Annotated in this window: 18 protein-coding genes; 14 read left to right on the top strand and 4 right to left on the bottom strand. The window is 43.0% G+C overall.

The window, feature by feature from the left end:
- The first annotated feature begins 169 nt into the window (after positions 1-169).
- Complete coding sequence (locus KL866_RS11470) at positions 170-901, top strand: FadR/GntR family transcriptional regulator (protein WP_025254105.1); 732 nt, start codon at positions 170-172, stop codon at positions 899-901.
- Positions 902-1539: 638 nt separating this feature from the next.
- Positions 1540-2865, top strand: a complete 1326-nt coding sequence (locus KL866_RS11465; RefSeq protein ID WP_214995132.1) for a mechanosensitive ion channel family protein — start codon at positions 1540-1542, stop codon at positions 2863-2865.
- A gap of 37 nt (positions 2866-2902) precedes the next feature.
- On the opposite strand, the gene KL866_RS11460 is transcribed toward KL866_RS11465, so the two are convergent.
- The gene (locus KL866_RS11460) at positions 2903-3364 is read right to left on the bottom strand and encodes a hypothetical protein (RefSeq protein WP_311236142.1); all 462 of its coding nucleotides are present in this window, start codon (positions 3362-3364) and stop codon (positions 2903-2905) included.
- Positions 3365-3612: 248 nt separating this feature from the next.
- The gene (gene katG, locus KL866_RS11455) at positions 3613-5913 is read right to left on the bottom strand and encodes a catalase/peroxidase HPI (protein ID WP_214995130.1); all 2301 of its coding nucleotides are present in this window, start codon (positions 5911-5913) and stop codon (positions 3613-3615) included.
- Positions 5914-6423: 510 nt separating this feature from the next.
- On the opposite strand from katG, the gene KL866_RS11450 reads away from it, so the two are divergent.
- The 3 genes from KL866_RS11450 (at position 6424) to KL866_RS11440 (ending at position 10353) form a co-directional block, all read left to right on the top strand.
- A complete protein-coding gene (locus tag KL866_RS11450; protein ID WP_025254101.1) occupies positions 6424-7020 on the top strand; it encodes a porin family protein in 597 nt (198 codons plus the stop codon).
- Between the two features lie 421 nt (positions 7021-7441).
- Positions 7442-9658, top strand: a complete 2217-nt coding sequence (locus KL866_RS11445; protein WP_025254100.1) for a VTT domain-containing protein — start codon at positions 7442-7444, stop codon at positions 9656-9658.
- Positions 9646-10353 carry an endonuclease/exonuclease/phosphatase family protein gene (locus KL866_RS11440; RefSeq protein ID WP_025254099.1) on the top strand — a complete coding sequence of 236 codons (708 nt, stop codon included), beginning with the start codon at positions 9646-9648 and terminating at the stop codon, positions 10351-10353. Before KL866_RS11445 ends, KL866_RS11440 begins: the two co-directional genes overlap by 13 nt.
- Before the next feature lie 44 nt (positions 10354-10397).
- Here the strand turns inward: KL866_RS11440 and KL866_RS11435 are convergent, their stop codons facing one another.
- Positions 10398-11378, bottom strand: a complete 981-nt coding sequence (locus KL866_RS11435; protein ID WP_214995128.1) for a LysR family transcriptional regulator — start codon at positions 11376-11378, stop codon at positions 10398-10400.
- A gap of 425 nt (positions 11379-11803) precedes the next feature.
- Here KL866_RS11435 and KL866_RS11430 point away from each other — a divergent pair, with 425 nt between their 5' ends.
- The 6 genes from KL866_RS11430 to KL866_RS11405 all read left to right on the top strand — a co-directional run bounded on the left by KL866_RS11430 (position 11804) and on the right by KL866_RS11405 (position 19093).
- Complete coding sequence (locus KL866_RS11430; RefSeq protein WP_025254097.1) at positions 11804-14449, top strand: TonB-dependent siderophore receptor; 2646 nt, start codon at positions 11804-11806, stop codon at positions 14447-14449.
- A 116-nt stretch (positions 14450-14565) separates the two neighbouring features.
- The gene (locus tag KL866_RS11425; protein WP_025254096.1) at positions 14566-15387 is read left to right on the top strand and encodes a sulfite exporter TauE/SafE family protein; all 822 of its coding nucleotides are present in this window, start codon (positions 14566-14568) and stop codon (positions 15385-15387) included.
- Positions 15388-15407: 20 nt separating this feature from the next.
- Positions 15408-16586 carry a histidinol-phosphate transaminase gene (locus KL866_RS11420; protein ID WP_025254095.1) on the top strand — a complete coding sequence of 393 codons (1179 nt, stop codon included), beginning with the start codon at positions 15408-15410 and terminating at the stop codon, positions 16584-16586.
- 250 nt (positions 16587-16836) lie between these two features.
- Complete coding sequence (locus tag KL866_RS11415; protein WP_025254094.1) at positions 16837-17202, top strand: response regulator; 366 nt, start codon at positions 16837-16839, stop codon at positions 17200-17202.
- Positions 17199-17783: a chemotaxis protein CheX gene (locus tag KL866_RS11410; RefSeq protein ID WP_025254093.1), complete on the top strand. Its 585-nt coding sequence runs from the start codon at positions 17199-17201 to the stop codon at positions 17781-17783. Before KL866_RS11415 ends, KL866_RS11410 begins: the two co-directional genes overlap by 4 nt.
- Positions 17783-19093 (top strand): sensor histidine kinase, encoded by a 1311-nt coding sequence (locus tag KL866_RS11405; RefSeq protein ID WP_025254092.1) that lies wholly within the window; start codon positions 17783-17785, stop codon positions 19091-19093. The genes KL866_RS11410 and KL866_RS11405 overlap by 1 nt, the downstream gene beginning before the upstream one ends.
- A gap of 77 nt (positions 19094-19170) precedes the next feature.
- Here KL866_RS11405 and KL866_RS11400 read toward each other — a convergent pair whose 3' ends face one another.
- Positions 19171-20202: an MBL fold metallo-hydrolase gene (locus KL866_RS11400; RefSeq protein ID WP_025254091.1), complete on the bottom strand. Its 1032-nt coding sequence runs from the start codon at positions 20200-20202 to the stop codon at positions 19171-19173.
- 434 nt (positions 20203-20636) lie between these two features.
- Here KL866_RS11400 and KL866_RS11395 point away from each other — a divergent pair, with 434 nt between their 5' ends.
- The 3 genes from KL866_RS11395 to KL866_RS11385 all read left to right on the top strand — a co-directional run bounded on the left by KL866_RS11395 (position 20637) and on the right by KL866_RS11385 (position 25936).
- On the top strand, positions 20637-23006 hold the full coding sequence (locus KL866_RS11395) for a DNA polymerase II (protein WP_025254090.1): 2370 nt from the start codon (positions 20637-20639) through the stop codon (positions 23004-23006).
- 256 nt (positions 23007-23262) lie between these two features.
- Positions 23263-23841 carry an EF-hand domain-containing protein gene (locus KL866_RS11390; protein WP_214995126.1) on the top strand — a complete coding sequence of 193 codons (579 nt, stop codon included), beginning with the start codon at positions 23263-23265 and terminating at the stop codon, positions 23839-23841.
- A gap of 355 nt (positions 23842-24196) precedes the next feature.
- Complete coding sequence (locus tag KL866_RS11385) at positions 24197-25936, top strand: AMP-binding protein (protein ID WP_214995134.1); 1740 nt, start codon at positions 24197-24199, stop codon at positions 25934-25936.
- Positions 25937-26190: the final 254 nt, after the last annotated feature.

Raw genomic sequence — 26190 nt, 5'->3', positions numbered from 1 at the left:
ATACAATGTATTACCAATTAAGATAAAAACTTAGTTATAGGCTTATGTAGTGCTGTATTGAGGGCCTTTGCGCTTTGCGCTAGTTTCGATATACAATGGTAAGATAGAAATATTTTACCAATTGAGTCCCCTCTTATTGGTGAGCAACAGGCAAACAAGGGCTGTATATATGAAGACTCGTCGTCTCTTCTGGAGCATAGTTGAAAAACTTGAAGCGCTGATAGAACAAGGAATTTATCCCGAAGGTAGTCGCTTACCTGCAGAAAGGGAGCTTGCAGAGACTTATAATGTTAGCCGCCCGACTATTCGCGAAGCCATAATTGCTTTAGAAGTTCGAGAGCGAGTAGAAGTAAAAACAGGTTCTGGTGTATACGTATTACATCAGAAAAAACAGGGCCAGATAACAAACCCCATCAGTGCATTCGAACTTACTCAAGCTCGAGCGCTTGTAGAAGGTGAAGCTGCGGCGCTTGCCGCCGCAACCATCTCAAATGAAGAGCTAGAAGAGTTGAAACAGACCTTGGTCGAAATGCAGAATCCACAAAAAGCTGACGAAGCAGACCAACGTTTCCATCAAATCATTTCACAGGCTACACGAAATAATGCAATCATGCTTTCTGTCGAGAACTTGTGGCACCTTAGGAGAAACGTACCTCAAGTTATTGCTGCATATAGCGATGTTTGCTCACAAGGTGTCGAACGCAGATTGCAAGAACATACTCTTATCTACGATGCTATTGCTAACAAGGATTCTGCTGGCGCCAGACGAGCTATGCATCAGCACTTCAATCGCTTGATAAATGCGCTTTTTGACGCAAGCGAGGCAAAGGCGTTAGAAGAAATTAAGCGTAAGACTGACGAAACTAGAGGCCTGTACTCAATTGCCCATCTCAGACAGTAATAGTGAGAGTTATCGATATTATTGCCATAAAATAAAACAGGCTTCTTATTTCTAAGAAGCCTGTTTACTTTGTAGGGTACTCTAGAGAGTCACTGTTTTTATTATTTTGCTTTAAAGCGTAAAACAAAAATTCAGTTTGCTTTTTGGTATCCCATATCGCATTCCAGTTTTTGCTTAAACGCATAGATAAGCTCGTCCACACTCTGCTAAAAAAAGCAGCAGAAAACAATTGCATATTACAATTCGGCCTTACCAGGTGTCAACCAATTATTATTACCAATATTAGATGAGTTGTTTTTTTTCTATCTAAACGATAAATATTTAAGATAGAGAATAATGTTGACCTTGGATACGCATCTGCATCAAAAAAACAAAATAAACATATAAAACAGAAAGATAGAAACAATCCATTCTAACTTAACAATTATTCAGCGCGTATAAAAGGCGATTTTCTTAATTTAATTGCCAAGAATAGCTATACAACCTATATGACCAATAGAAATTTTGAAGGCAATTCCTGTGGGACAGATAAAAAAAGCTTTACCATATTTGGTATAACAGATAAAAAGCGCGCAGTAATTTTACGCTTTAATCACGCTCGCGCTGTTGCTGCGTGGTAAATCAGTGAAGTAGAAAACATGAATGTTGATAGTTTAACCCAGCACTTTGAAGAAAAGTGGGCGCTAGTCAAAGCATCGGTGATATCTGATAGCTTTGTTATCCAGCTTGCGACAATCGCCGTGATTTATTGCGTAGCGTTTTTGCTTGCCAAACAAGTAAAAAAGCCTTTTAAGTTTACTCGAGAAAAGCCCCAGCAAGGCGCACATACCGTGCATGGTTTTTTGTATAACCTCGGCGAGACACTGTTTCCACTTCTCACTATAAGTATGCTGAAGCTAACTACCGTATTAGGGGCTCAATTCCAGTTTGATGCATGGCTACTTGAAATTGCAGTAGTATTAGCGCTTCTGCTGTTTGTAAACTCCTTAATTACTGGTTTTGTTGAAAATAACATCATAGCAATATTCATGCGTTGGGTAGGCCTTCCCATTTTATTTTTACATCTAATCGGTGTGCTTCCACTTATTACCTCTGCTTTAGAGTCGATTGCAATATCCGTTGGCAATGTTGAAATTTCAGCTTACGGCGTGGCGAGAGTATTGTTGTTTGGTGGTTTGCTGTTCTGGCTAGGCCGCAGCTCAAACGCCATTGGCCAGGATATTATTCGTAACCACAAGTCGCTCGATGTTTCTACCAAGGAAGTATTTGCAAAGCTGTTTGAAGTCGCCCTGTTCTGTGTGGTGTTTCTTCTATTGCTTAATGTCATGGGAATTAACCTTACCGCATTAGCTGTCTTCGGTGGTGCTTTGGGAGTAGGCATAGGCTTAGGACTACAATCGATCGCATCGAACTTTATTTCGGGCATAATAATCTTGCTCGATAAGTCTTTAACAGTTGGCGATTACGTAGAACTAGAGGACGGGCAAAAGGGCATTGTTAGAGAGTTTAAGATGCGCTACGCAGTACTTGAAACCTACGACGGAAAAGACATCTTAGTACCTAACGAAAAGTTTATAAGCTCTTTGCTAATAAACTGGACGCATAAAGATCCTAAGCAGCGTTATCGCATTGATTTTTCGGTGGCTTACAAGACCGATATCCGTGCTATGGTAGAGCTCATAAAAGCAGCCGTATCGAAACACCCGCAAGTAATAAGTGGCGAGGATATCCCCTTCGAAGAGCTTCCCGACTGCGAAATCGACAGTTTTGGGGATTCTGGCGTAAACATGTTTGTCGAGTTTTGGATGGAAGGTGTGGACGATGGAAAAAACCGCGTGGGTGGCGACTTGCTACTTACCGTTTTTGAGACATTACGCGAACATAACATTGAAATACCTTTCCCTCAACGCGAAGTAAGGGTTATCAATGAACAAGGAATTGATATTCGCAACACCACGCCATAGCTCTTAAAATGCGCCTTAAAATTACCTTTCGCGCAGGCTAGAACCTAGCGCGAAGAGTATCCCATTGCCACTCTTGGGCAAAAAGGCCTAACGTGTGGACGAACTTTTTATAGTCTTCTTTACCCATTGCCGACGCTACCGTTTTTAATTGAGATTTCGCTTTAATAGCTTTGACCTGAAGTAACTCTAATCGTTTATCAGCACTTGGGTCGAAGTTATCAGTGAGGATGGCATTCGCTTTATTTGTCGCCTCACTCGCAGTGATCACGTATCCCACCAGCTTTATGTAAACCCCCACCATTCCCTTTCTTTCAAAAATACCCTCGAACAATGAGCCAGATAACAACTTTTGAAAGCTTGCTTCTGTCTCAAAGATGACTAATGGTTCTGCATTTTTTAGCTCTTCTAACACACTGCGCAAAAGCTTTGTGTGAGCAACGGTATTAATAGCACTATCATCTAGTGCATTAATATCCTCACTTAGTATTTCTAAGTTCACTAAGGTTCGTTGAAGACTAGCCATCGTAGTATTTATCTGTTGAAGCAAAAAAATAAGGGATCAGTGTATCGAAATAACGAAAGGTTTGCGATGCTCAAAAGGTCGTTTTAACTACATTAAAAATTTATAAACTAGCCTGCAATTAAACGTAAAAAGGGCGCCAAAGCGCCCTTATAACTTTTGTTTCTATCGCTAATAAGTTTTTGGGTCTATTCGCAAAACAACTTGCGAAAGCAGACTCGTGGTAACTACTTATCTAGGCTAGCACTCAAATCGTGACGTAAGTCAAAACGGTCTAGTGTCATCACTTTCGTCCATGCATCAACGAAGTCTTCAACAAAACGACTTTTGGCGTTGTCGTAAGCATAAACTTCAGCTACAGCACGCAACTCACTGTTTGAACCAAAGACAAGATCTACAGGTGTACCTGTATACATAACCTCACCAGTGCTTCTGTTAACGCCCTCATATACCGATGGGTTATCCGTTTTTCTCCACTTAATGCCCATATCGAGTAACGTTACGAAGAAATCGTTGTTAAGCGTGCCTACTTCGTCAGTAAATACGCCGTGCTTAACATCACCTACGTTAGCCCCTAGTGAGCGCAAACCACCTAACAATACGGTCATTTCAGGTACGGTCAGGTTAAGTTGGTCAGCTTTGTCTACCAAGGTGTCAGTTGGCGAACGGTAGCTGGCTTCAGCGTTGTAGTAGTTTCTGAACGCGTCAGCTGTAGGTTCTAGCAACGAGAACGAGTTTACGTCAGTCTGCTCTTGAGTTGCGTCTGTGCGGCCTGGTACTACTGGTACCGTCACTTTAACACCTGCGTCAGCTGCCGCTTTTTCGATTGCTGCTGCACCGCCAATAACAATCAGATCGGCAAGTGAAACTTTCTTCTTAGAGAACATACGTGAATTATAATCTTCTTGTAGCTCTTTAAGTTTTGATACTACCGTTTTAACCGTTTCTGGCTCATTCGCTTCCCAGCTCATTTGCGGTTCTAACGCGATACGTGCGCCATTTGCACCTCCACGTAAGTCAGAAGCACGGAAGCTTGCTGCTGATGACCACGCTGTTTTCACAAGCTGTTGAACTGTTAAACCCGTATCTAAGATGTCTGCTTTAAGCTTTTTAACGTCTTTATCAGAAATAGTTTTGTAGTCAGCTTTAGGCACAGGATCTTGCCAGATAAAGTTTTCTTCTGGGATATCGTTGCCCAAATAGCGTGTTTTAGGACCCATATCACGGTGTGTCAGCTTAAACCATGCTTTAGCGAAAGCTGTTTGATACTCTTTAGGATCTGCCAAGAAGCGTTCAGCAATCTTGCGATACTCTGGATCATATTTAAGCGCCAAGTCAGCGGTAGTCATCACTGGAGGGTTTCTTTTACCTTCCACGTGTGCATCTGGTACTGATTTATGAAGTGACTCATCAGTTGGGATCCACTGAATAGCACCAGCTGGACTGCGGGTTTGCTCCCACTCAAAACCCAGTAGGTTTTGAAGGTATAAGCTTGTCCATTTAGTTGGTAGCTGTGTCCAGGCACCTTCTAAACCACTGGTCACTGTGTCTTCTGCATTGCCTTTACCACAGTTATTTTTCCAACCTAACCCCTGCTCTTCTAAGCCTGCGCCGCCTGGCTCAGCTTCTAGACAATCAGCAGGCTTATGTGCACCGTGCATTTTCCCGAATGTATGACCACCGGCAATTAGCGCTACAGTCTCTTCATCGTTCATCGCCATGCGACTAAATGCAGTACGAATGTTTTTCGCCGATCCCATTGGATCAGGCACACCTTTGGGGCCTTCAGGATTAACGTATATTAAGCCCATATGTGTAGCGCCTAATGGACGCTGAAGCTTACCACCACTCTCTTCGCGGTCGCTGGCCAGCATTTCTACTTCCGGCCCCCAGTACACCATGTCAGGTTCCCAATCATCGGTACGACCACCAGCAAAGCCATAGGTATCAAAACCCATGTTTTCCATACCCACGGTACCAGCCAGAATCATTAGGTCGCCCCAAGATAAACTTTCACCGTACTTTTGCTTAATTGGCCAAAGAAGGCGACGGGCCTTATCTAGGTTGCCGTTGTCAGGCCAACTATTTAATGGGTCAAAGCGCATTTGACCACCATCACCGCCACCGCGACCATCTAAAGTACGGTAGGTACCTGCGCTGTGCCATGAAAGACGAATAAAGAAAGGGCCGTAATTACCAAAGTCCGCAGGCCACCAGTCTTGAGACGTGGTAAGTAGTTCATTTACGTCTTTTTTCACTTCATCAAGGTCAAGCTCTGCAAAGGCTTCAGCGTAACTAAAATCTTCACCAAGTGGATTTGAACGGTTGTCGTGATCCCGAAGCGCAGAGAGGTCGAGTTGATCAGGCCACCAAAATTGATTCGATTTACCTTGGAAGGCTTTAGTCATACCCGTCCCTTTAGCACCGGCAGGCTTACTGATTTGATCGTTAGCCATAGCACCTGACGCACCTAAGGAAAGCGCAACTAGCGCCGATAGCGTGGTTTTTTTAAACCTTTTTAAAGTCATAGTCTTTTCCCATCTGAGTTTGTTTTAGTTATCTAGTGATAGACGCCCTTGGCATCACGCACTTGTTAACATTTTGTTTACCTCATAAGCTTTTAAAAGATAGACGCGCTTACAATACATTTACAGTTGATAAAATGAATTCAACTGATTGGAAAATCCAATCAAGATAAAACCCCATGATTTCAGTCAGTTAAAAAACCACTCTATTATCGGCGCTATTGATGATTGAAATATAGTCGCTGCATTCCTAGTCGAAACGCGTATTTATGAATCTCTTTCAGACTCTATGAAAATTTTTCTTATGGTGTTCGACCGTTATCTTCATCACCAACCAGAAACGCTTAATAAACAAACAAATACATAACCACACCTGTAAATTTTGCCCTAATTTGAACCGAACATTGAAATTTCTACTATGGCACAGCAGTTGAAACGTAAAGTGTGTAATCAGGACACGTCGACTTCACGTGAGAAGTCGATGAATTATTAAGAAGTAATGAGGATGAACTTATGAAAAACACACTTAAAACACTTTCTGGACTTGCCGCTGTTGCCTCTATTAGTGCGATGGCATCGTTCGGTGCACACGCTCAGTCAAATCAAATTGAAGCAAAAGACAGTGGTTTTTATGTAGGTGGTAATTACGGTTACCTGCGCGTTGAAGGCGAAGATGATTTTGATGACGACAAAGACGTATGGCAAGGCCTTGTAGGCTATAAATTTAATGAATGGATTGCCGTTGAAGGTGGTTACATCGATTTTGGTGACTACGGTAACGATATCGCAGGCGCTGAGACAGATGGTTACACTGCAGCCATTAAGGGTATTCTTCCCCTAACTGAACGCTTCTCTCTTTATGCAAAAGCAGGTCAGTTATGGTCGGAAACAGAATACAACTTTGCAGGCGTTTCACGTGATAACGATGACGAAAGCCTTTTCGTGGGTGCAGGTCTAAGTTACGCCGTTACTAGCAATTTCCTAGTGAACGCCGAGTACACGGTATACGACACTGAACTAGACGCAGATGAAGCGTTTGATGATATCGACGACACTGATTTTGAAACCGACCTTAAACAAGCGAGCATCGGTGTAGAATACCGCTTCTAGAGCGAAGATTAACTTAAACACTAATAGTTAAATTCATAAATCAAGCCTGCGCATTTGGCGCAGGTTTTTTTTATAGAAACTGTAGCTACCTAACTACTTCAAAAGCCTAAGACAAATACGCTAGTACTTAACCCACCGCTTTCTGTGACAACGTGTTCAGCATGACGCAAGATTGATAGCAAAACACTATGCAAGAGCAGCACCTTAGAAAGTTTTTAATCTTCTTCAACGATAAAGATTAAAGTTCCTAATTTGTGAAAATCTTACACTTTGATACTCACCTCAAATAGCTCTTTGCGTCGAAAAAACATATTTAACCTTATATTTCAGATATTTGAAAACCGTTAAGGGAAGTTACTTGCAGGTATGAATTCTGCAACCCTTTAGTTAGCTTAATAGAATGAATAACAGGTACAAGAACATGCAATCAGGTAAGAGTATATTTCAACCAGGTCAAAACTGTTGGGTAGAGAGTAAGGCCCGTTTCTCTACTCCTCTGATAGATTGCGGAAACTATTACAAAGCCTTGCATAGCTCTATCGTTAGAGCTAAGCACAGCATTTTCATTGTAGGTTGGGATATAGACAGTCGTATTCGTTTGTTGCGAGGTGAAGATGAAGCTAATAGCGAAGCACCCAGCGTTATCAGTGAGTTACTGAAATGGAAAGCTGAAAAGAACCCTGATATTAAGATTTATCTACTGCGCTGGGACTCCTCTTTAGCGTTTTTCGCCCAACGTGAAATGTGGGCGAAAGAAGTGTGGGAGGAAAAAACGCCAGATAATGTACAAACAGAGTTAGACGATACTATTCCAATGGGCGGAAGCCAGCATCAAAAAATTGTGGTCATTGACGACGAGCTTGTTTTTTCAGGTGGTATGGATGTATCAACTAATCGTTGGGATACCCGAGACCACCCTGTAGTATCAGAAGAAAGAGATGGCCCTGATGGCGAATATGGCCCACTACACGACGTTCAAATGGTTTCAAGCGGTCCTGTCGTTGCTGACTTTGCACAACTCGTTAGATGGAGATGGCAGCGGGTAGCTGAAGATACCCCTATTAATATTCGTGAAGATGCGCGTATTGAAGAAAATGCTCCTTTGCCTGAAGCATGGCCTGAGGATTACCCCCCACTTTTTGAAAACGTAGAGTGCGCCCTTGCTCGAACCATTCCGTTTATGGATGAAGCAGAGCCGGCCCAAGAAGTACGCCACATGCTACTTGACCTTATTGGCGAAGCAGAATCAATCATTTATATCGAAAACCAATTTACCACTCGCCAAGAAATTGCTGAAGCGCTTAACAAGCAGCTTAAGTTAAAGCCTAACCTCTCGGTCATTATTGTTAGTTCATATGAACCTAAAGGTAAATTTGAGTGTGAGGCTTTTTGGGCAAGTCGTATCGAATTTAAAGCAATCTTAGAAAAAGGCATCGATCCAAAGCGGGTAAAACTGACCTATTCATCTATAGAAGACATGCAAGGGCGGAAAGCGTACAAGCGCATTCACTCAAAGGTGATGACAATTGATAACAAATACCTTGTTATCGGGTCTTCAAACCTAAGTAACCGTTCTATGACGTTAGACACTGAAATTGATACGGTTTTATTTGGTAATAGTGCAGACAATCAGGCGTGTATAGAACATGTGAGAGATGACTTGCTCGCTGAGCATACTGGTCGTGACATAGATGCAATGCCCAATGTATTTGATAATCAATACCCGGTTGAAGCATTGATGCAAGACCAGATAGCCCATGGCTATGTGCTTACCGAAGTTCGCGATGAAGTATTTACAGAGCATTCAGTGAAAAATGTTTTTCGCGCATTGTCAGACCCAGAAGAGCCGCTTATTTCAGTACCCACACTTGACGGTGAAGCATTGCCAGCGCGCAACCCGAGACGACGCAGCATTATGATTCTAATTGGCGTTGTCATTATTGCAGTGCTTGGTGGACTCATGTTTTGGGCTAGCCAATCAATTCCATGGTTGAGTTCAGATAGCATCAACGCCTTTCTAGAAAAAAGTAGGGGCACATACTTTGCTCTTCCCACTGTGTTGTTGGTGTATGTTATCGGTGGAATTTTATTCTTCCCTGTGACTGTACTTTCACTCGCTGTAGCCGCTATTTTTGGCCCCATCTGGGGGCCTATTTACGGCATCATGGGAGCATTAATGAGCTCAGCAATTATGTTTGGTGTCGGAAAACTATCAGGTAATGCTGGTCTGAGAAAAATTGGCGGACCAAAAGTGGCAGCCGTTGATGAAAAATTAAAACGCAGTGGCGTAGTGGGTGTCGCTGCAATTCGAATGTTGCCAATCGCACCATTCAGTCTGGTGAACTTAGTGGCCGGCATTTCTTCTATTGGCATTTTCCAATTTTTGGTAGGTACGTTTTTAGGTATGTTCCCTCCTATGATTGCAAAAGGTCTTGTTGGCGATTCTATTGCACAAATCTGGCAGAACCCATCTGTTGAAACAATCAGCTATTTAGTGGGTGGCATCATATTGTGGGGCTTGATGATTTGGGGCTCACAGAAATTTGCAGCCTATTATCAAGCTCGAAAAGAGTCAAAGAGTGACACGGCGCAAAGGAGTAGTAGCAGTAAAGATGAGGGTAAGCAATGTGCCGCATAGTGACGTACAACATTCATAGTGGAGTTGGCAGAGATAAAAAACATGATTACAAACGCATTGGGCAGCTTCTAGCAAACAGTGGCGCTGACGTAGTGCTACTTCAAGAAATGGATACACGGTCTGTAGAGCGTGATACGGCGCAAGATGTAAAAGACATATGCGCTAACAATACGTTTAAACTAATCCCGTCTCCCGCGATTAGAGAGCCTAATGGCTGGTATGGAAACGCAATTCTGACACGATTTAACGTATTGAAACACGATACTGTAGATGTAAGTCAAACTGGCCGGCAACCAAGAAACGTGCAGATTGTTGAATTGAAGACAGAGAAAAGCCCTCTAACTGTGGTTAACACCCATAAAGGGCTCAAGAAATTTGAGCGTCGCTCTCAATTCTCGCTACTTCACGAGCATCTTTCCCTTCGTTTAAAGGAAAGACAAACACCTTTATTTTTAGCTGGTGATTTTAATGAATGGCAGTTTTTTTCAAAGGCATTTAAGGCATTAAACGCGTTATTATCGCAGCAAAAAGTTGGAGCTACATTTCCCAGTCATTTTCCGGTGTTTTCATTGGACCGAGTATGGGTAACACAGGATATTAAAGTAAAGTCGTGTAGAAAACTTAAAAATGCAAAGACTAAAGTGTTTTCCGATCATCTACCGGTAATGGTTGATATTGTATTACCCGAGGCGTGAAATTACCCACTGGCTTTAGTCCATTTTAAGAGGACTAAAGCCTATTATGCTGATTTCGCAACAAATGAAGATGCCGCAAATTCTAGCGTGCCACACCAATGATTAAGCGCATTTTCCTGAGCTACCACTTTTCGGATGATATCGATAATTTGCCCATATTCGTGTGTCGATTTTCTCTGTTTGTTTGTAGCAGCAAGTACCGTTCGATGCATTTCAGGCTGGGTAATTTTTAACGTTGATACCAGCCCAGATTCTTTCAAATGAAAAATAGCCGATGTAGGTAAAATCATTACCCCTTCCCCTTGCATTACCTGTCTTAGCCCGGTCATAAGTTGGCCTGAATATGCAAGTTCATGCTTTAAGCCAACTCCCGTGGATTTCTCGTAATCAGCAATAAGCTGACCTAATGCATCTTTATTTCCCGGCGACAAAAGCGGCAGCTCACTTATCTCCCAAAATTTTATCATCGACTTGTCTTTGAGCTTGGCATACTCAGGATAGGCAGATGAACCGGTTAAGACCAAATGCAACTCTTCTTGTATAAGGGGGGTCACGCTCATAAACTTGGGCTCTATTGCCTGCTGGTACGTCAACGCAATATCCACCTGCTTCGATTCCAGCCAGTCGTTGATAGTGTAAGAAGGCCCGGTGCTGATCTCTACTTTCAAATTTTTGTAGTTCTTCGTAATTTCAGTTAACAACGGCAGGGAAAGTACGTTACCAATTGAGGGCAGCATTCCTATTTTTATTACCTTTTGCTGCCCTATCTGAAAGGCTTCTAGCGCAGATTTTACATTGTCTATTTCACCAATTATTTTTTCAGCGTGCTTGTAGAATACTTCTCCAGCGGGCGTTAAGCTTACTCCTGAGAAACTTCTTTCAAGCAATTTTGCTTTTACTTCCCGTTCCAAACTCGCAAGCTGCTGGCTAATAGCAGGTTGTGCAATATCCAATGCCCGAGCCGCTGCAGCGATACTGCCTCGCTTTACTGTTGTTATGAAATAATGTAGCTGTTTGGAATGCACTTATTACCCTCTTCAAGCACGCTGTTATTTGAAACTCAATGCAGTGCGACTGAAAATAATTTCAATTGATTTCAAATACCGGCAGCAAGGTATATGCCATTCCAATAGGTTATATGCAGCAAAAATGTAAATATTGAAGCATCGTTCAACATTAAAAAAATCTCACTCGAGATACTACTTAAGTCTAAATACAAGAAAACCGTGAGCTTCACGCAGGCTCAATGTTTTTTTTATACCCTTAAATATTCTTCTTTCTTCCACCAACGGCAAAGAGTTTTTAGCCTAGGTCTTGTACACGGGTTACACAACAACAATTACAAGATGTTTATGCATCAATGTGGTGCTCGTGCGTGCCTAAAAAGAGTGCAGATTTAAAGGTTCTGTATTCATAAATTAAGTAGCAATAAGCACGATTGGGAACACTAATGAAACAAAAGAAACTCCACACTGCAGTACGTTACGCACTTACCGGATTAACCCTTTTCACTACCTCAATGCTTGTGCAGGCACAAGAAGTAACTGAGGAAACTACAGAAGCTAAAGACTTGGAACGAATAGCGGTTGTTGGCGCTCGCGGTGCGCCGCGCTCGGTTACAAGTTCGCCAGTTCCCGTTGATGTATTAACCGCAGAAGACGTTGAGGCCGTTGCTTTTACCGATATGAACAACGTTCTGATGACTCTTGTACCTTCCTACTCGGTTGGCAGGCAGCCTATTTCGGATGGCGGCACCTTTATTCGTCCAGCTACGCTTCGAGGTATGCCCACAGACAAAACCTTAGTATTAGTAAACTCTAAACGCCGTCACAGAGCAGCCCTTGTGTCGATAGGTGGCTCTGGTACTCAAGGCCCAGATATCGCCACCATTCCTACAGCGGCAATTCAAAGTGTTGAGGTGTTGCGTGACGGTGCGGCAGCGCAGTACGGCTCAGATGCCATCGCGGGGGTAATTAACTTCCAACTTAAAAACAATACCGAGGGCGGCTCTTTCACCATCGATTACGGTAGCTACTATGAAGGCGATGGCGACCAAATTACGGTTACAGGAAACAAAGGTTTTGCCCTTGGTGACGATGGCTTCTTCAGCATTTCAGCCGAATACTCAGATAGTGAAGCAACATTTAGAGGGGAACAATATTGTGAGGATTGGTTCTGTGTAGACGAGCAGTCAGACCAATACATCGCAGACGCAACTGCTATGGCCAACAGTGTTCACGGTTCTGATGTGGTACAACCTTGGGGTCAACCTAATACCAGCGGTAAACGCGTCTTTTTCAACGCGGGTTACGCGCTAAGCTCTGAAGCTGAGCTATACGCCTTTGGTAACTATTCTGAGAGCGAGGGTGACGGCTCTTTCTACTATCGCTACCCTGGCAACGGGACTATTGAAGACATTCGCCTTGAAGATGGTTCTATTTGGAATCCTACTGAGTTTTTCCCTGGCGGGTTTACACCGCGCTTTTTCGGTGATGTAACTGATTACTCCATTCTAGGCGGCATAAAAGGTATGTCGGGCGACCTTACCTACGATATCAGCGGTCGTTACGGCAACAACGAAATTTCTTACACGCTAGCAAATACTATTAATCCATCTCTTGGAAACGAATCACCTACATCGTTCGAGCCTGGTGATTTAACTAACGAAGAAACCCAAATTCAAGCGGACTTCACTTACGACTTAAGTAGTTACATACTTGCATTTGGAGCTAGCTATTTAGATGAGTCTTATGAAATCTCTGAAGGGGAAGTAAGCTCATACTTTGCAGGCCCGTATGCCACGTCTGATCCTTATGGATTCTGTGATGGAACTTCAGCCTCAGCTGCTGGTTTGGCTGTTATTGCAAATGGATCAACATTAAATTGTGCTAACTTTACCGATAATGATAGCGATGATGACGGTATTGAAGATGACGGAATAGTAGGAGTAGATCCTGTTTACACCGTAGTTGGCGTTGGTTCTAACGGTTTCCCGGGTTACTCACCCGATTATTCAGGTTCATACGATCGCGACTCTTATGCGGTGTACACAGACATTTCAGGTGATATTACTGACGAGCTTTTTGCACAAGCAGCACTGCGCTACGAAGACTATTCAGATTTTGGCTCTGAGGTAGTTTACAAAGTTGCGGCATTCTACCAGCTCAATGATGATGTAGGTTTTAGATCTTCATTTGGTACAGGCTTCAGAGCCCCCACTCCTGGCCAGCAAGGTACAACTAACGTATCGACTCGCTTACCCGATGGTTTCCCTGTAGCTACGGGCTTATTCCCGGCTGGCGGCGAAGTTGCACAGGCACTTGGCGCAGAAGAGCTTTCGCCTGAAAAGTCGACCAACTTTACATTAGGAATGACGGCTAACTACGGTGACTTAACCCTTACTGTAGATTACTACAATATCAAATTAGAGGACCGCCTTTACTCTGTATCTACACGTGATGTCTCAACAACTGTCGTCACCGACCCTGATGCCGATGGTTACGATGCTTACCAGAATTACCTAGCCCTTGCTGGAGCGAACGTGTCCGGCGCCGAGTCAATTGGTGGAGTATTCTTCTTCCAAAACGCATTTGATACGGTAACAGAAGGTTTGGACGTAGTTGCAACATACCAGATGGAGTCTAAATATGGCTCAACCGTTTTAACTGGTTCAGTTAACTACAACAAAACGGAGTTTGACTCTGACCCCAGTGAATACTTAGACGCGGAGGATCAGTTCGACTTCGAAAATAGTCGACCTGAAATGCGCGGCGTATTCTCTGTCACTCACAGCTATGACGTATGGTCTGCGGTAGCTCGCCTTAGCTATTTCGGCGAATACGAAAACGCAGGTAGCGATGATGGTGTAGACCCAACAAACATTCAAACCTTCGGTGACGAGTTCATGTTTGATATTGAAGGCTCTTACCTCATAAATGAAAACCTTACCCTATCAGTGGGAGTGAGAAATCTCTTTGATAACTATCCAGATTTGAGCACTAACGGCGACGCCTGTTGTGGTGAATTATACGACTCTGGTTCGATAGTCGACTGGCAAGGTGGATATTACTATACACGCCTAGCTGCCCGCTTTTAATCGGGTTCGGCAAACACCGGCGCAAGCCGGTGTTTACGTTTTTAAATAACTGTATATAAATAAAGCTTAAAAGGTCATTTAATGTTTAAAGTTGTATTGCGCGGAGAAGAAAGCTGATGGAAATAGAACTACTGTGGTTTGTAGTTACTTTATGTATTACCGGTGCTATCGCTGGCATTACCGCAGGCCTCTTCGGTAATGGTGGAGGCTTTGTTGTTGTTCCTGCGCTACTCGCCGTTTTTCCTTTTTTTACTCCCCCCTCAGAAGCGCTTGTAAAGGTTGCTATAGGAACATCGTTAGCATCAATTGTAGTTTCTAGCGCTCGCTCAGTCATGGCTCACCGTGCCAAAGGCGCCGTAGATTTCGATATTTTAAAGTCTTGGAGTATTTGGCTTATTCTTGGCGTTGGCGGAGGGCTATTAATAGCAAACAACTCTAGTGCTAGTGGCTTAACGGTGGTATTTGCTGCAGGTGTATTACTTTACTCTGTATATTTTCTATTCCCCGAGTTTGTTGTGCGCCCCGGACTTGTTTTCAACATGCCAAAAGGTATAGGTAAAGCAGTTTTAGCGTTTGTACTTGGCGGCTTCTCTGCACTACTGGGTATAGGTGGCGGCACTCCCACCGTCATCACTATGGTGATGTGCCAGCGCTCTATTCAGCAAGCTGTTGCAACCGCAGCAGGAGTTGGCTTTCTAATAGGCCTTCCTGGCGCTATCGGATTCCTGTTTATGAAGCACCCTGATGCAGCTTCGCTTCCGGTTGGAACCATCGGATACATCAACATTCCAGCGCTTATCGCTATCAGTATAGGTGCAATTTTTACTGCGCCGATCGGAGCGAAGATGGCGCATAACTTTAGCGAAAAGAAGCTAAAGCGATTGTTTGGCATTTATCTCGTCATTGTCTCTAGTGCGATGTTCTATAAAGCCATTTAAAAAATAAAAGGAGAAGTTCCGTGAGTTATAACCGTTCAAGACGTTTATTTTTAGGTGGCTCGGTAGCAGCATCAGCCATGGGTGCAACAGGTTTTAGTCACTTGGTTGGCGCTCAATCTATGAGTGCTGCAACGAATGAATCGGCATCGGTCATTTATGGTCCGAAACCTGGCATAGCGAAATTAAACGCAAATGAAAACCCTTTTGGTCCTAGTCCAAAAGCGCTTGAAGCCATCGCCAAAGCGTCTGCCGAAGGAGGTGCATATTACGCTTACCCAGCTGCTATGACACTGTTAGATATGATAGCAGAGCGCCATGGTATCACCCGTAAGAATATTTCTTTGAGCGCCGGTTCGAGCCCAATTCTTTCCTACGCTGCCGTCGCAGCCAGCAAAAATGGAAAAATTCTTGGGCCGGATCTTTTTTGGGACACCACATCTAAAGCGCCAGAAAAGCAAGGTGCCCCTGAAATTGTTAGGATCGCTAATACAGCGGAGTTAGACATAGACCTTGATGCCATGTATGCCGCCATTGATGACTCAATCGGCATGGTGCATATCTGCAATCCAAATAATCCGACAGGCAAAGTGCTTGACCCGACTAAGCTTCGCGAATTCTGTATAAAAGCTTCCAAAAAGACGCTTGTTCTTGTGGATGAGGCCTACAACGAGCTTATAGATGAGCCTTTGAAATATTCGATGATTCCACTTGTTAAAGCTGGTCATAATGTCATCGTAGCGAGAACCTTTTCAAAAATTTATGGTTTAGCGGGTATGCGTGTAGGCTATCTTATTGCTTCTGAGGAAAATACTGAATGGATTAACCGTTACGGTATGGGCGGCTACACATTGAACCAAGCGGGTCTCGCTGCCGCAATAGCAAGCTATAATGACGACGCCTTTTTAACCTTTTCTAAAGAAAAAATTTATGAAGGTAAATCTATGGTTATGGACGCCGTTAAGGCTAATGGTTTGACAGCCCTTCCCTCTAGTACTAACTTTATTTTTGTTAATCTTGGTGACGGTAACGCCGAATATTTCCGACAAGCTATGGCTGAAAAAGACGTGCTTATCCGAGGCATTTATCGTACTTACGATAATTGGTCTCGAGTAAGCATGGGCAAAATAGCTGACGTTAAACGCTATGTTGATGCGATGCCTGCCGCGCTCGAAAAAATGCAGTCCATGCAAAAAGGTTAAAAGTTAAGGCATGTGTCGGTCTCGATACATGCCGAATTCGGTATCTCGACCATTCATGTTCCTCTGCCCATCAATTCAACTAAAAGTCTAATACGCACAAAAGTCACCTTTGTCATATACTTGAGCTTGCATGCGACAGCGTAGAGCATTGCTACAACAATTTTTTTTACGGTATTGTTGCAGTAACGCGAAAGTTGCACATACTTTACAAAAAAGGCATTCCAATAAATGCCGCTCTAGGAGGCTGTAAATGTCACTTTCTGTACTAGTTGCCGATGATTCAAAACTCTCGAGGCGCAGTGTTATTCGTTCACTTCCTCAGGATTTAGAGTATGACATAACCGAAGCAACAAACGGCCAAGAGGCGATCAATGCACTTTCTGAAAGTGAATTTGCTCTCGTACTTTTGGATCTTACAATGCCTGAAGTTGATGGTGTGGGAGTGCTAGAGTTTTTACATGCAAGACCTAACACGCCAAACGTCATTGTAATAAGTGCTGATTTTCAGCCTGAAAAGCAAAAAATTGTGATGGCTTTAGGAGCAAAAAGATTTCTTCGCAAACCCTTAGATAAAGAAGAGTTAGCAATGGCATTGTTTGAGCTGGGGTATCTATGAGTATTGTATTACCACTAGATGAAGAGCAAAGAGATGCACTTCAAGAACTGCTAAATATTTCAATGGGGCAAGCGGCGAACTCTCTCGCTCAATTAATAGAAACAAAAATCGATATTTCTATACCTAAAATTTCAGCAGTAACCCCTACTCAACTGTACAGCCTTTTGTTCGAAACCAAAGATGCCTTTTACACTCGACAGTCCTTTTTAGGCGATGTACACGGTGAAGTCATGTCAGTGTTATCTCAAGCTGGTTTGAGTGAAGTTGCTACATTGATGGATTACGACGAACCTTTAAGCAAAGAAGATATTCAAGAAATCATCCTAGAGCTATGCAACATCTTAGCAGGTGCGTGTTTGGCTGGCCTTTCTGAACAGTTAGAACTTACCACTAACTTGAACATGCCCACGTTATTTTTACCCGACAAAGCGAATTTTGATGAGTTGCAATGGCAACATAGCTTGGTGATGGAAGTACAGTTTGTTATCGCTATATCGTCGTTCAGCATGCGTGTTGTTTTTTGCTTAGACGACGAATCTCTTGCTCGCATGAAAGACACATTGGATGAGTTACTCGCATAATGTTTGAACAGCTGGTAGGTAAATTACCTGTCGGAATTGGTATCGTCGATGAGGACTTTAACGTCGTTTATCTAAACGACTTCTTTTTAGATCGTCTCCCTCACAATATGCGCAGTTGCTACAAAGAAACACCTGTCGTTGAATTATTTCAAGGGCAAGGCAAGTTTCTTAAACGGAGATTAAAATCAGTATTTGTGCTGCAGCACCCAAGCTTTAGTTATTGGGAGCAAAGACCCCATATATTTCCATTTAAAAGCTCTCGCCCGATAACGGGTGAAGAAACGCAGATGTATCAAAATATGGAAATTTTGCCTATTAAAGATAAAACAACCGGACAGCGTCTAGCCTGTATATTCCTGCAAGATGTAACCGCCCAAGCAAGTTATTTCAGAGCACAGCAAAAACTTTCCGAAGCCTTAAAAAAAGAACACGAAGCGCAACGAAAACTTATTCGCAAACTCGATACTGCCCAAAGCCAACTTATTCAGGCCGAAAAGATGGCCTCCACTGGGCAGCTCGCAGCAGGTATCGCCCATGAGATAAATAACCCTATCGGTTTTGTAAACGCTAACCTCAATACACTTGAGCAATACGCATCACATCTCCTTGCGATATGTGACGGAGTCAAAACGCAACTTGAACACTTCACCGATGATCTTAAAGAGCAAATCAGCGTCTTGTTTGAGTCAAATCACTACGACTTATTAAAAGACGATATTACAGAGCTAATTACAGAGTCTACCGATGGGCTTACACGTGTAAAAGACATTGTCGAGAACCTCAAAAATTTCTCGTTAGAAACCACCGAAGGCACGCAAGTTGTAGATATATGCGCAGTGTGTCATCAGCTAATCACGCTTATTTCAGCCCAATACAGCTCGCCCCAATATAAACTTCAATGCGAGCATGAAAAAGTAGAGGTAATGGGGAATCCTGGGCCATTGAAACAGGCACTGATGAACGTCATGATAAACGCTGCGCAAGCGATAGAAGAGAAAGGGTTCATTAAGCTTACGGTCATTGACGCCGCTCAATCAGTGACGATTAAAATACTGGACTCAGGTTGCGGCATCCCAGTAAAAAACTTAAAACGCGTTTTCGAACCTTTTTTTACCACCAAACCTGAAGGGCAAGGTCAAGGGCTGGGCCTTTCTGTGGCTTACACCGCCATAGAGCAGCACCAAGGTAAAATATCTATTAGCAGTAAAGAGGCCAAAGGAACGGTAGTAGAAATTACTATACCTAAACAGTCCACAGCAGCCGCGTCTTGTTGTGAAGAAAGTGAAGTGGAAAACTCTCAAGCAACTTAGAAAGCGGATAATCGCCCTACGCAGTACATTGTGACTAGCAATTGGTACTTACCCAGCTTGTATATCTTTTGATTGTACTAACAAGCCAGCTTTTTTACTTCACGCGCTTTAAATGTATACACACCCTTGCTGTTTAGCGTTCGAGAAATGGCCCCTTCGTTAAGTAAATAATTAAGATGAGACATACACTCTGCGACCGCGAAAACCATGTTTCGGCTTGAAAGTTTGCGTTTAAACATAACGGGCAACAAATCCACCAACGTCTGGGGCTGCTCACACGAGCTTAACAACGCCTTAAGATGCTCGTGATGGTGGGCAATAAGCGAATCTACACGCTCATGAAGACCGATAAAAGGAAGTTTGTGTGCTGGTAACACTGTTGTATTCTTCGGCAAGTTTTTAAATTGTGTAAGCGTGCCAAGGTAGTCGTTTAAAGTGTTGGCATCGGGCTCTGTTGAGTAGGCGCCAATATTGGGAGTGATAATCGGCAAGATATGATCGCCAGAGATAAGAATGTTTTTCTTTTCATTATAAAGGCACGCATGCTCTGGAGAGTGACCGCGACCAATAATGACCTGCCATTCGTTATCACCAAGCGATAATGTCATGCCATGTTTTAAACGGATATAGCTTATGGGAAGTGGCGACACTACGCTACTGAAGCCATTGCCATCACCAGAAGTAAGCTTAGCGATCATTGCTTCATCAAGTCCTGCTCGCTGGTAATACTGCACATCCCGTTCGTTAGTTGCGCCATTTCGTCCTGCCGCGAATGCTCGGGCAGTGAAATACTCGGTTTGAGACATATAAAAAGGAACATTATAGGTGTCGGCTATCCAACCCGCTAACCCCACATGATCAGGGTGCAAATGCGTAACAATAACGCCAACGACAGGCCCGTCTAATTGCTTGAATATAAGCTCCCACAGAGACTTTGTGGTAGACGTTCCTATGCCAGTATCAACAACCACCCAGCCTCCTTCACCGCGGATTAAATACAGATTTATGTGATCGAGTTCAAAGGGAAGTGGCATAGTTAACCAAAGTACGCCATCGGCTACTTCTATAAGCTCGCCCGGCTCTACCTGTTTATCGAATAGATATTCCATATCGTCGTCACTTTTTCTAGCCTGCATATTTTAATCCTCACTGAGTCGCCCCCTGTTTCGAAAGGCTGTTACACGAGCTTTAGCTTTGGTAAGACTGCCTTGTATCGAGAACGCCTGTACTCGATAATGCCAGCGTACAAACGCAACATAATTTCATTGGCCAAGTACTTTCTTTCTCCTGCGAGACAAATAGCACACGTCTCGTTCTAACTCGCTCTGATTACAAAAACAAACATATCTGTCGAATAGAGATCTATAGGAGTCGGTGATAACAAACGTTATACTTAGCCCGCTGTCATTTCTTGCGCAATGTTGTATCGCACGTTTATTGCGCCTTTGTGCCAGTAGTTGAATAGATAAGTATATACAGCGTACATGCCCACGGGGCTACTCCAAGAAATTAATGTCGATAAGCCAGTTAGTAAATTAAATTCATGTCAGCCACAACAATACAGCAAGGGTTTATACTCAATAAAAGTACGATTACCCGGCGAGGAAAAGTTTATGTTGAGCTATGGGTTAAAACGCCCAGTAATACCACTAGGTTAATTTCTGCCCCTCAATCCCCCACTTGCTTTGTATCAATTGAGTATATTGATTTACTGCGAAAAATAGCTGAGCGTATCTCAGCGAAGATCAGTATTTCAGATGACGGATTTCATACACTAGAACAAGTTTCAGTTGCCACAGTAAAAACCTCAACAGAATCTCAGATGCATCAGCTTCGCCAGCAAGCGCAAGAGCATAATATTGTATTGTACGAGGCTGATATTCGCGTTGCTGATCGCTATTTAATGGAGCGTTTCGTTTATGGCGCGGTGGAATTTCTAACCCCCAAGTCTTTCGATGACACGTCGCAGGCTGTTATAGAAAATGCGCAAATAAGACCTTGTCACTTCAGGACCACTTTTACATCGCTAAGCATAGATATTGAGTGCAATGAGCATGAAGAATTGTTTAGCATTGCACTAGCTGGCGAAGGGTTAAACATTGTGCTGCTTCTGTGCCCGCCAAGTTTTGTTGGGCAAGCATTGCAAGGACAAGAAGACTGCGCATACGAACTTATTACCGTTGATTCAGAAAAGACACTGCTAGAAGCATTTTTTTCGCACCTTACATCCCACGATCCAGATATCATTTTGGGTTGGAACGTTAAGCAGTTCGACATGGCGGTGCTTGCGCGCCGCGCCAAGGCGAATTCACTTAAGTATACAATAGGGCGCCACGGCCGAGAGGCTTCAGTAAGACAATGGGAAGATCAAACCCTAGTTGATGTGCCAGGACGATGCGTAGTTGATGGCATCGAAGCGCTAAAAACAATGACCTACCAATTCGAGTCTTTCTCGCTCGATCACGTTTCTGAAGAACTGCTTGGCGAAAATAAGCTTATCCAAGCTACCGACAAGCTTGAAGCTATAAAACGTCTTTATCATAGTGACCCCGTTGCATTAGCTAACTATAATTTTAAAGACACCGAACTGGTAAACCGCATTCAGGACAAAACTCAATTTATTGATTTTCTGGCATTACGCAGCATTCTTACTGGCTTAGATATGAGCCGCCCTGGTGGCTCAGTGGCTGCGTTTTTAAACGTTTACTTGCCCAAGCTACACCGCAGGTCCTATGTCGCGGGGGTAAGGCCTGAAAATGGTGGTTTAGCTAGTCCGGGCGGTTATGTTATGCGTTCGCAGCCGGGTTTGTATAAAGACGTTTTAGTTCTCGATTTCAAGAGCCTATACCCTTCTATTATTCGCACATTCAAAATTGACCCGCTAGGGCTTGCGGAAGGGCTTAAGTCTCCTGACAGTGCGATAGAAGGGTTTAAAGGTGCAGTATTTAGTCGTGAATCACATTTCTTGCCTTCTATCATTGAGAACCTATGGCTTCAGCGCGACGAGGCGAAAAAACAAAAAGACGCGCCGCGCTCCCAAGCGATTAAGATATTAATGAACTCCTTTTATGGTGTTCTTGGTAGTGGAGGTTGTCCTTTCTACGATCCTCGCCTTGCTAGTTCTATTACGTTGCGGGGCCATGAGATCATGCAAACTACCGCGGGTTGGATTGAAGAGCTGGGCTATACGGTTATTTACGGTGATACCGATTCAACCTTTGTGCATGTTGAAGGAAATACAGCACTAGGTACGCCTTCTGAAACAGGTCGCGAGCTTGCCAGAATTATTAATCAGAAGTGGACTGAGTTACTTAAGCGTCAGTTCGACATTGATTGCCATTTAGAAATTGAGTTTGAATCTCACTTCTCTACGTTTTTTATGCCGACAATTCGTGGCTCTTCTGAAGGCAGCAAAAAACGTTATGCAGGAATGAAAGGCGGTGAGCTTATCTTTAAGGGCTTGGAGAACGTGCGTTCGGATTGGACAGTGCTTGCTAAAGTGTTCCAATACGAACTATACAAAAGAGTGTTTACCAATGAACCTGTAAAGCAGTACATCAATAAAACACTAAACGCAGTAAAAGCGGGAAAGATGGATGACGAGTTGGTGTATAAAAAGCGCCTCAGAAAACCACTTTCTTCGTATGTAAAATCTCTTCCCCCTCACGTAAAAGCGGCAAGACGGGCCGACAAGTTATTTGAAGAACAGGGTTTACCACTTCGCTACCAATCTAATACTTCTATAGCCTATGTAATTACCGTTCAAGGGCCACAAACAGTGGAAACAATCTCTGCGCCGCTTGACTATGACCACTATATAGAGAAACAGATAAAACCCATTGCTGATAGTATATTGCCAATGATATCCCTTAGTTTTGAACGCATAGCTAACACTCAACTTTCCTTATTTTAATTACGTTTATCTGTATGAAGATCTTTCAGGCTTCGTGACAAATTAACAAAAGCATTACACTCTGAATCTATTTCCATATTTAGATATTGCTCACATTTTCAATAACTTAACTCATTGGCACGACAAGTGAATAAGGTATTTGTGAGTAGCTAAATAGGTTTGTGCGAAGTATTAACTTCAATCAACATGCGTTCAATTTAGTGATTAGGGCAATTGATAGCCCGTGTTCGCAAAGAGAAACAGAAGGAATTTGATTATGAAGATCACAAGGTTAAGTATGATTACCAGTGCTGTTGTTGCAGCGACACTTTCTGCGTCAGCATTCGCAGGCCATCATGAAGAAAAAATTTCTAAGAGCTTTAATGCGCTCGACCAAGACGGTAATGGCTACATAGTCGGTTCAGAATCCTCAGGTACTATCGACAGCAAATTAGTATCTAAAATGGATACTGACGGCGACAGTATGGTTAGCCGCGCAGAATTTAATTCATTTGTTGATGAAAAACCATCTATGTTCAGTGATGAAGTTATCACGCAGGTAAAAGCTGAAGGTACAACAGACGCTGTAATAACTGAAGAAGGCAATCCAGCACTTTTTTCTAAAGCTGATAACGAAATAATTTCAGAAAAGAACAAAGAGTTGCGCACTGAGATGTCTGCAACAGCCAATTCTAAGTTCACTAAAATCGATATGGATAGCGATGGTAAAATCAGTGAGAAGGAACTAGAAATGGCCGACGTTGAAGGCGACTTTGACTCAATGGATGAAGATGGTGATTCGTACATAACTCGTATGGAATACCGTACCTATTTTGAAGAGATTGAATCAGAATAGTTAAACTAAGTAATTCATAGTATTCCCAACTATGTAGCCCCGCTTAAAGTGCGGGGCTTTTTTATTTTCCCTTAAACAATACACCCCACGAAACTCACCAATTCGTCCCCTTTACGAAACGGTCTGCGACGAAACACTAATATTTTTCGTTAAACAGCCCCGTATACGACCAACATCTTGTCGACAAAACGCATTTGCAACCATATTGTTAATAAAGGTTAAATATTTTATGTATTCGATTGCACATTCTGTAATTAGCGCAATGGTCGCTATTGTGTACTTCGATTTAAGAATCATGATGGCGATTATCTAAAATTATATTTAAATCAGATGCGTACGCGCATGGAGGCAATGAATAATGGAATCAAAGATGCAGCCAAACACTATACTCCCACTTCAAAAAAGTGAGTTTAGCGGTCCTAGTAATGCTGAACTGACATCACTCACAATAGGTCAATACTTCAAAAAGGTTGTCGACAATTACGGCGATAACCCAGCGATCATCGTAAAACATCAAAGTATTCACTGGACCTATCAGCAATACTGGCGTGAAGTAGAACGTGTGGCTTGTGGTTTACTTGCCAATGGCGTAGAGCCAGGTGACCGCGTGGGGATATGGTCTCCAAATAACATTGAGTGGTCGCTTGTACAAATGGCTACAGCACGAATTGGCGCGATCATGGTATGCCTTAACCCGGCTTACCGCCCAGATGAATTAGCATTTGCCATTAATAACGTAGACGTGAAGTTCTTAATTATGGCTCAGTCTTTCAAACAGTCAAACTACGTCGCCATGATGAAAGAACTTGCCCCGGAACTCGATACTGGCGACCTGAGTCAAACGGACGCAGCGCTATCACTTTCGAAGTTACCTTCTCTTAAACACGTATATATTATCGGTGAAACCTCTGTAAATGGCTTACAGGCCTTCTCAAAACTCCAAGTAGAGCCTACTGAAGCTCTACAATCTCAGTTAGCAGACATAGAAACCATATTAAATGCTGATGATAACATCAACATTCAATTTACCTCAGGCACAACCGGCAACCCAAAAGGCGCAACATTAACGCACCGTAATATTTTGAATAACGGTTTATTAGTGTCACAAGCAATGAGATTGACGGACAAAGACAAACTTTGCATACCCGTACCGCTTTATCACTGCTTTGGGATGGTATTAGGCAATTTAGTTTGCGTAGCAACTGGTGCATGCGCGGTGTTTCCAGGTGAGTCATTCGACCCAGAAACAACCCTTCGCGCAGTAGAAGAAGAAAAATGTACGGCCTTACATGGCGTACCTACCATGTTCATCGCCGAGCTAGAACTACCAAACTTCAAAAGCTTCGACTTATCTAGTTTAAGAACAGGCGTAATGGCAGGAAGTACATGCCCTGAAGAGCTGATGCGAAAGATGCACAGTGAATTCCACATGACTGAAGTAGTCATAGGTTACGGTCAAACAGAATGCAGCCCAATTAATCATATTACTGATATTGACTCTCCGTTTGAAAAACAGGTTAAAACGGTAGGGTGTGCTATGCCTCATACAGAGGTCAAGATTATAGATGCACAAGGTAATACGGTACCTATTGGAGTACCGGGCGAGATTTGCGCAAGGGGTTATTGTGTGATGAAAGAATACTGGGGTGACGAAGTCAAAACAAAGGCCACTATAGACGATGAAGGGTGGCTTCACTCAGGCGATCTAGGTGAAATGGATGAAGAAGGGTATGTGACTATTGTAGGTAGAATAAAAGACATGATCATTCGAGGCGGCGAAAATATCTATCCGCGAGAAATCGAAGAAGTGTTATACCAACATGACGATGTGTCCGACGCCGCCGTATTTGGCATTCCCGATAACAAATATGGCGAGCAAGTGTGCTTATGGATTAAAGCAAAAGACAATTGTCACGTAGATGAAGAGCAAATTCGCGACTACTTAAAATCAAAGCTTGCTTACTTTAAAGTGCCTAAATATATCAGTGTAGTAAAAGAATACCCAATGACAGTAACAGGCAAGCTACAGAAGTTTAAAATGCGTGAACACATGATAGCAAGCCTAAAAAAACAAGCACTACAGATCGAAGCATAACCCAACAAATAAAGGGGTCAGAGTACATTTCAGAGATTGGGGTCAGAGTACATTTTTTTCGTTTGAATAAAAGCGATAGTATATTTCTTTGAATTTTCGGTATTGGGGATAAGGGTATAACCGCGTTCTGATCTTGATAGCAATAAAGTACTTCGCCCCCATTTTGATGTGTGTTAGTACGGTGGGGAATAAAGTAGTCTGACCCTCTTTTGAAGTTTTACTGGGGGAGTGGGGATTAATGTACTCTGACCCCA

Origin of the sequence: Alteromonas sp. ALT199 (genome assembly GCF_018619335.1) — a bacterium.
In the GTDB taxonomy this organism is placed as follows: Bacteria; Pseudomonadota; Gammaproteobacteria; order Enterobacterales; family Alteromonadaceae; genus Alteromonas.
Note: the sequence above shows the minus strand (reverse complement) of the source record. Positions and strands in the feature narration are given on the sequence as shown.

Coding starts and splice junctions, on each gene's coding strand:
- KL866_RS11425 (WP_025254096.1), top strand. CDS start 14,566: ATGGAAATAGAACTACTGTGGTTTGTAGTTACTTTATGTATTACCGGT.
- KL866_RS11445 (WP_025254100.1), top strand. CDS start 7,442: ATGCAATCAGGTAAGAGTATATTTCAACCAGGTCAAAACTGTTGGGTA.
- KL866_RS11390 (WP_214995126.1), top strand. CDS start 23,263: ATGAAGATCACAAGGTTAAGTATGATTACCAGTGCTGTTGTTGCAGCG.
- KL866_RS11430 (WP_025254097.1), top strand. CDS start 11,804: ATGAAACAAAAGAAACTCCACACTGCAGTACGTTACGCACTTACCGGA.
- KL866_RS11400 (WP_025254091.1), bottom strand. CDS start 20,202: ATGGAATATCTATTCGATAAACAGGTAGAGCCGGGCGAGCTTATAGAA.
- KL866_RS11395 (WP_025254090.1), top strand. CDS start 20,637: ATGTCAGCCACAACAATACAGCAAGGGTTTATACTCAATAAAAGTACG.
- KL866_RS11450 (WP_025254101.1), top strand. CDS start 6,424: ATGAAAAACACACTTAAAACACTTTCTGGACTTGCCGCTGTTGCCTCT.
- KL866_RS11410 (WP_025254093.1), top strand. CDS start 17,199: ATGAGTATTGTATTACCACTAGATGAAGAGCAAAGAGATGCACTTCAA.
- katG (WP_214995130.1), bottom strand. CDS start 5,913: ATGACTTTAAAAAGGTTTAAAAAAACCACGCTATCGGCGCTAGTTGCG.
- KL866_RS11465 (WP_214995132.1), top strand. CDS start 1,540: ATGAATGTTGATAGTTTAACCCAGCACTTTGAAGAAAAGTGGGCGCTA.
- KL866_RS11470 (WP_025254105.1), top strand. CDS start 170: ATGAAGACTCGTCGTCTCTTCTGGAGCATAGTTGAAAAACTTGAAGCG.
- KL866_RS11415 (WP_025254094.1), top strand. CDS start 16,837: ATGTCACTTTCTGTACTAGTTGCCGATGATTCAAAACTCTCGAGGCGC.
- KL866_RS11405 (WP_025254092.1), top strand. CDS start 17,783: ATGTTTGAACAGCTGGTAGGTAAATTACCTGTCGGAATTGGTATCGTC.
- KL866_RS11440 (WP_025254099.1), top strand. CDS start 9,646: ATGTGCCGCATAGTGACGTACAACATTCATAGTGGAGTTGGCAGAGAT.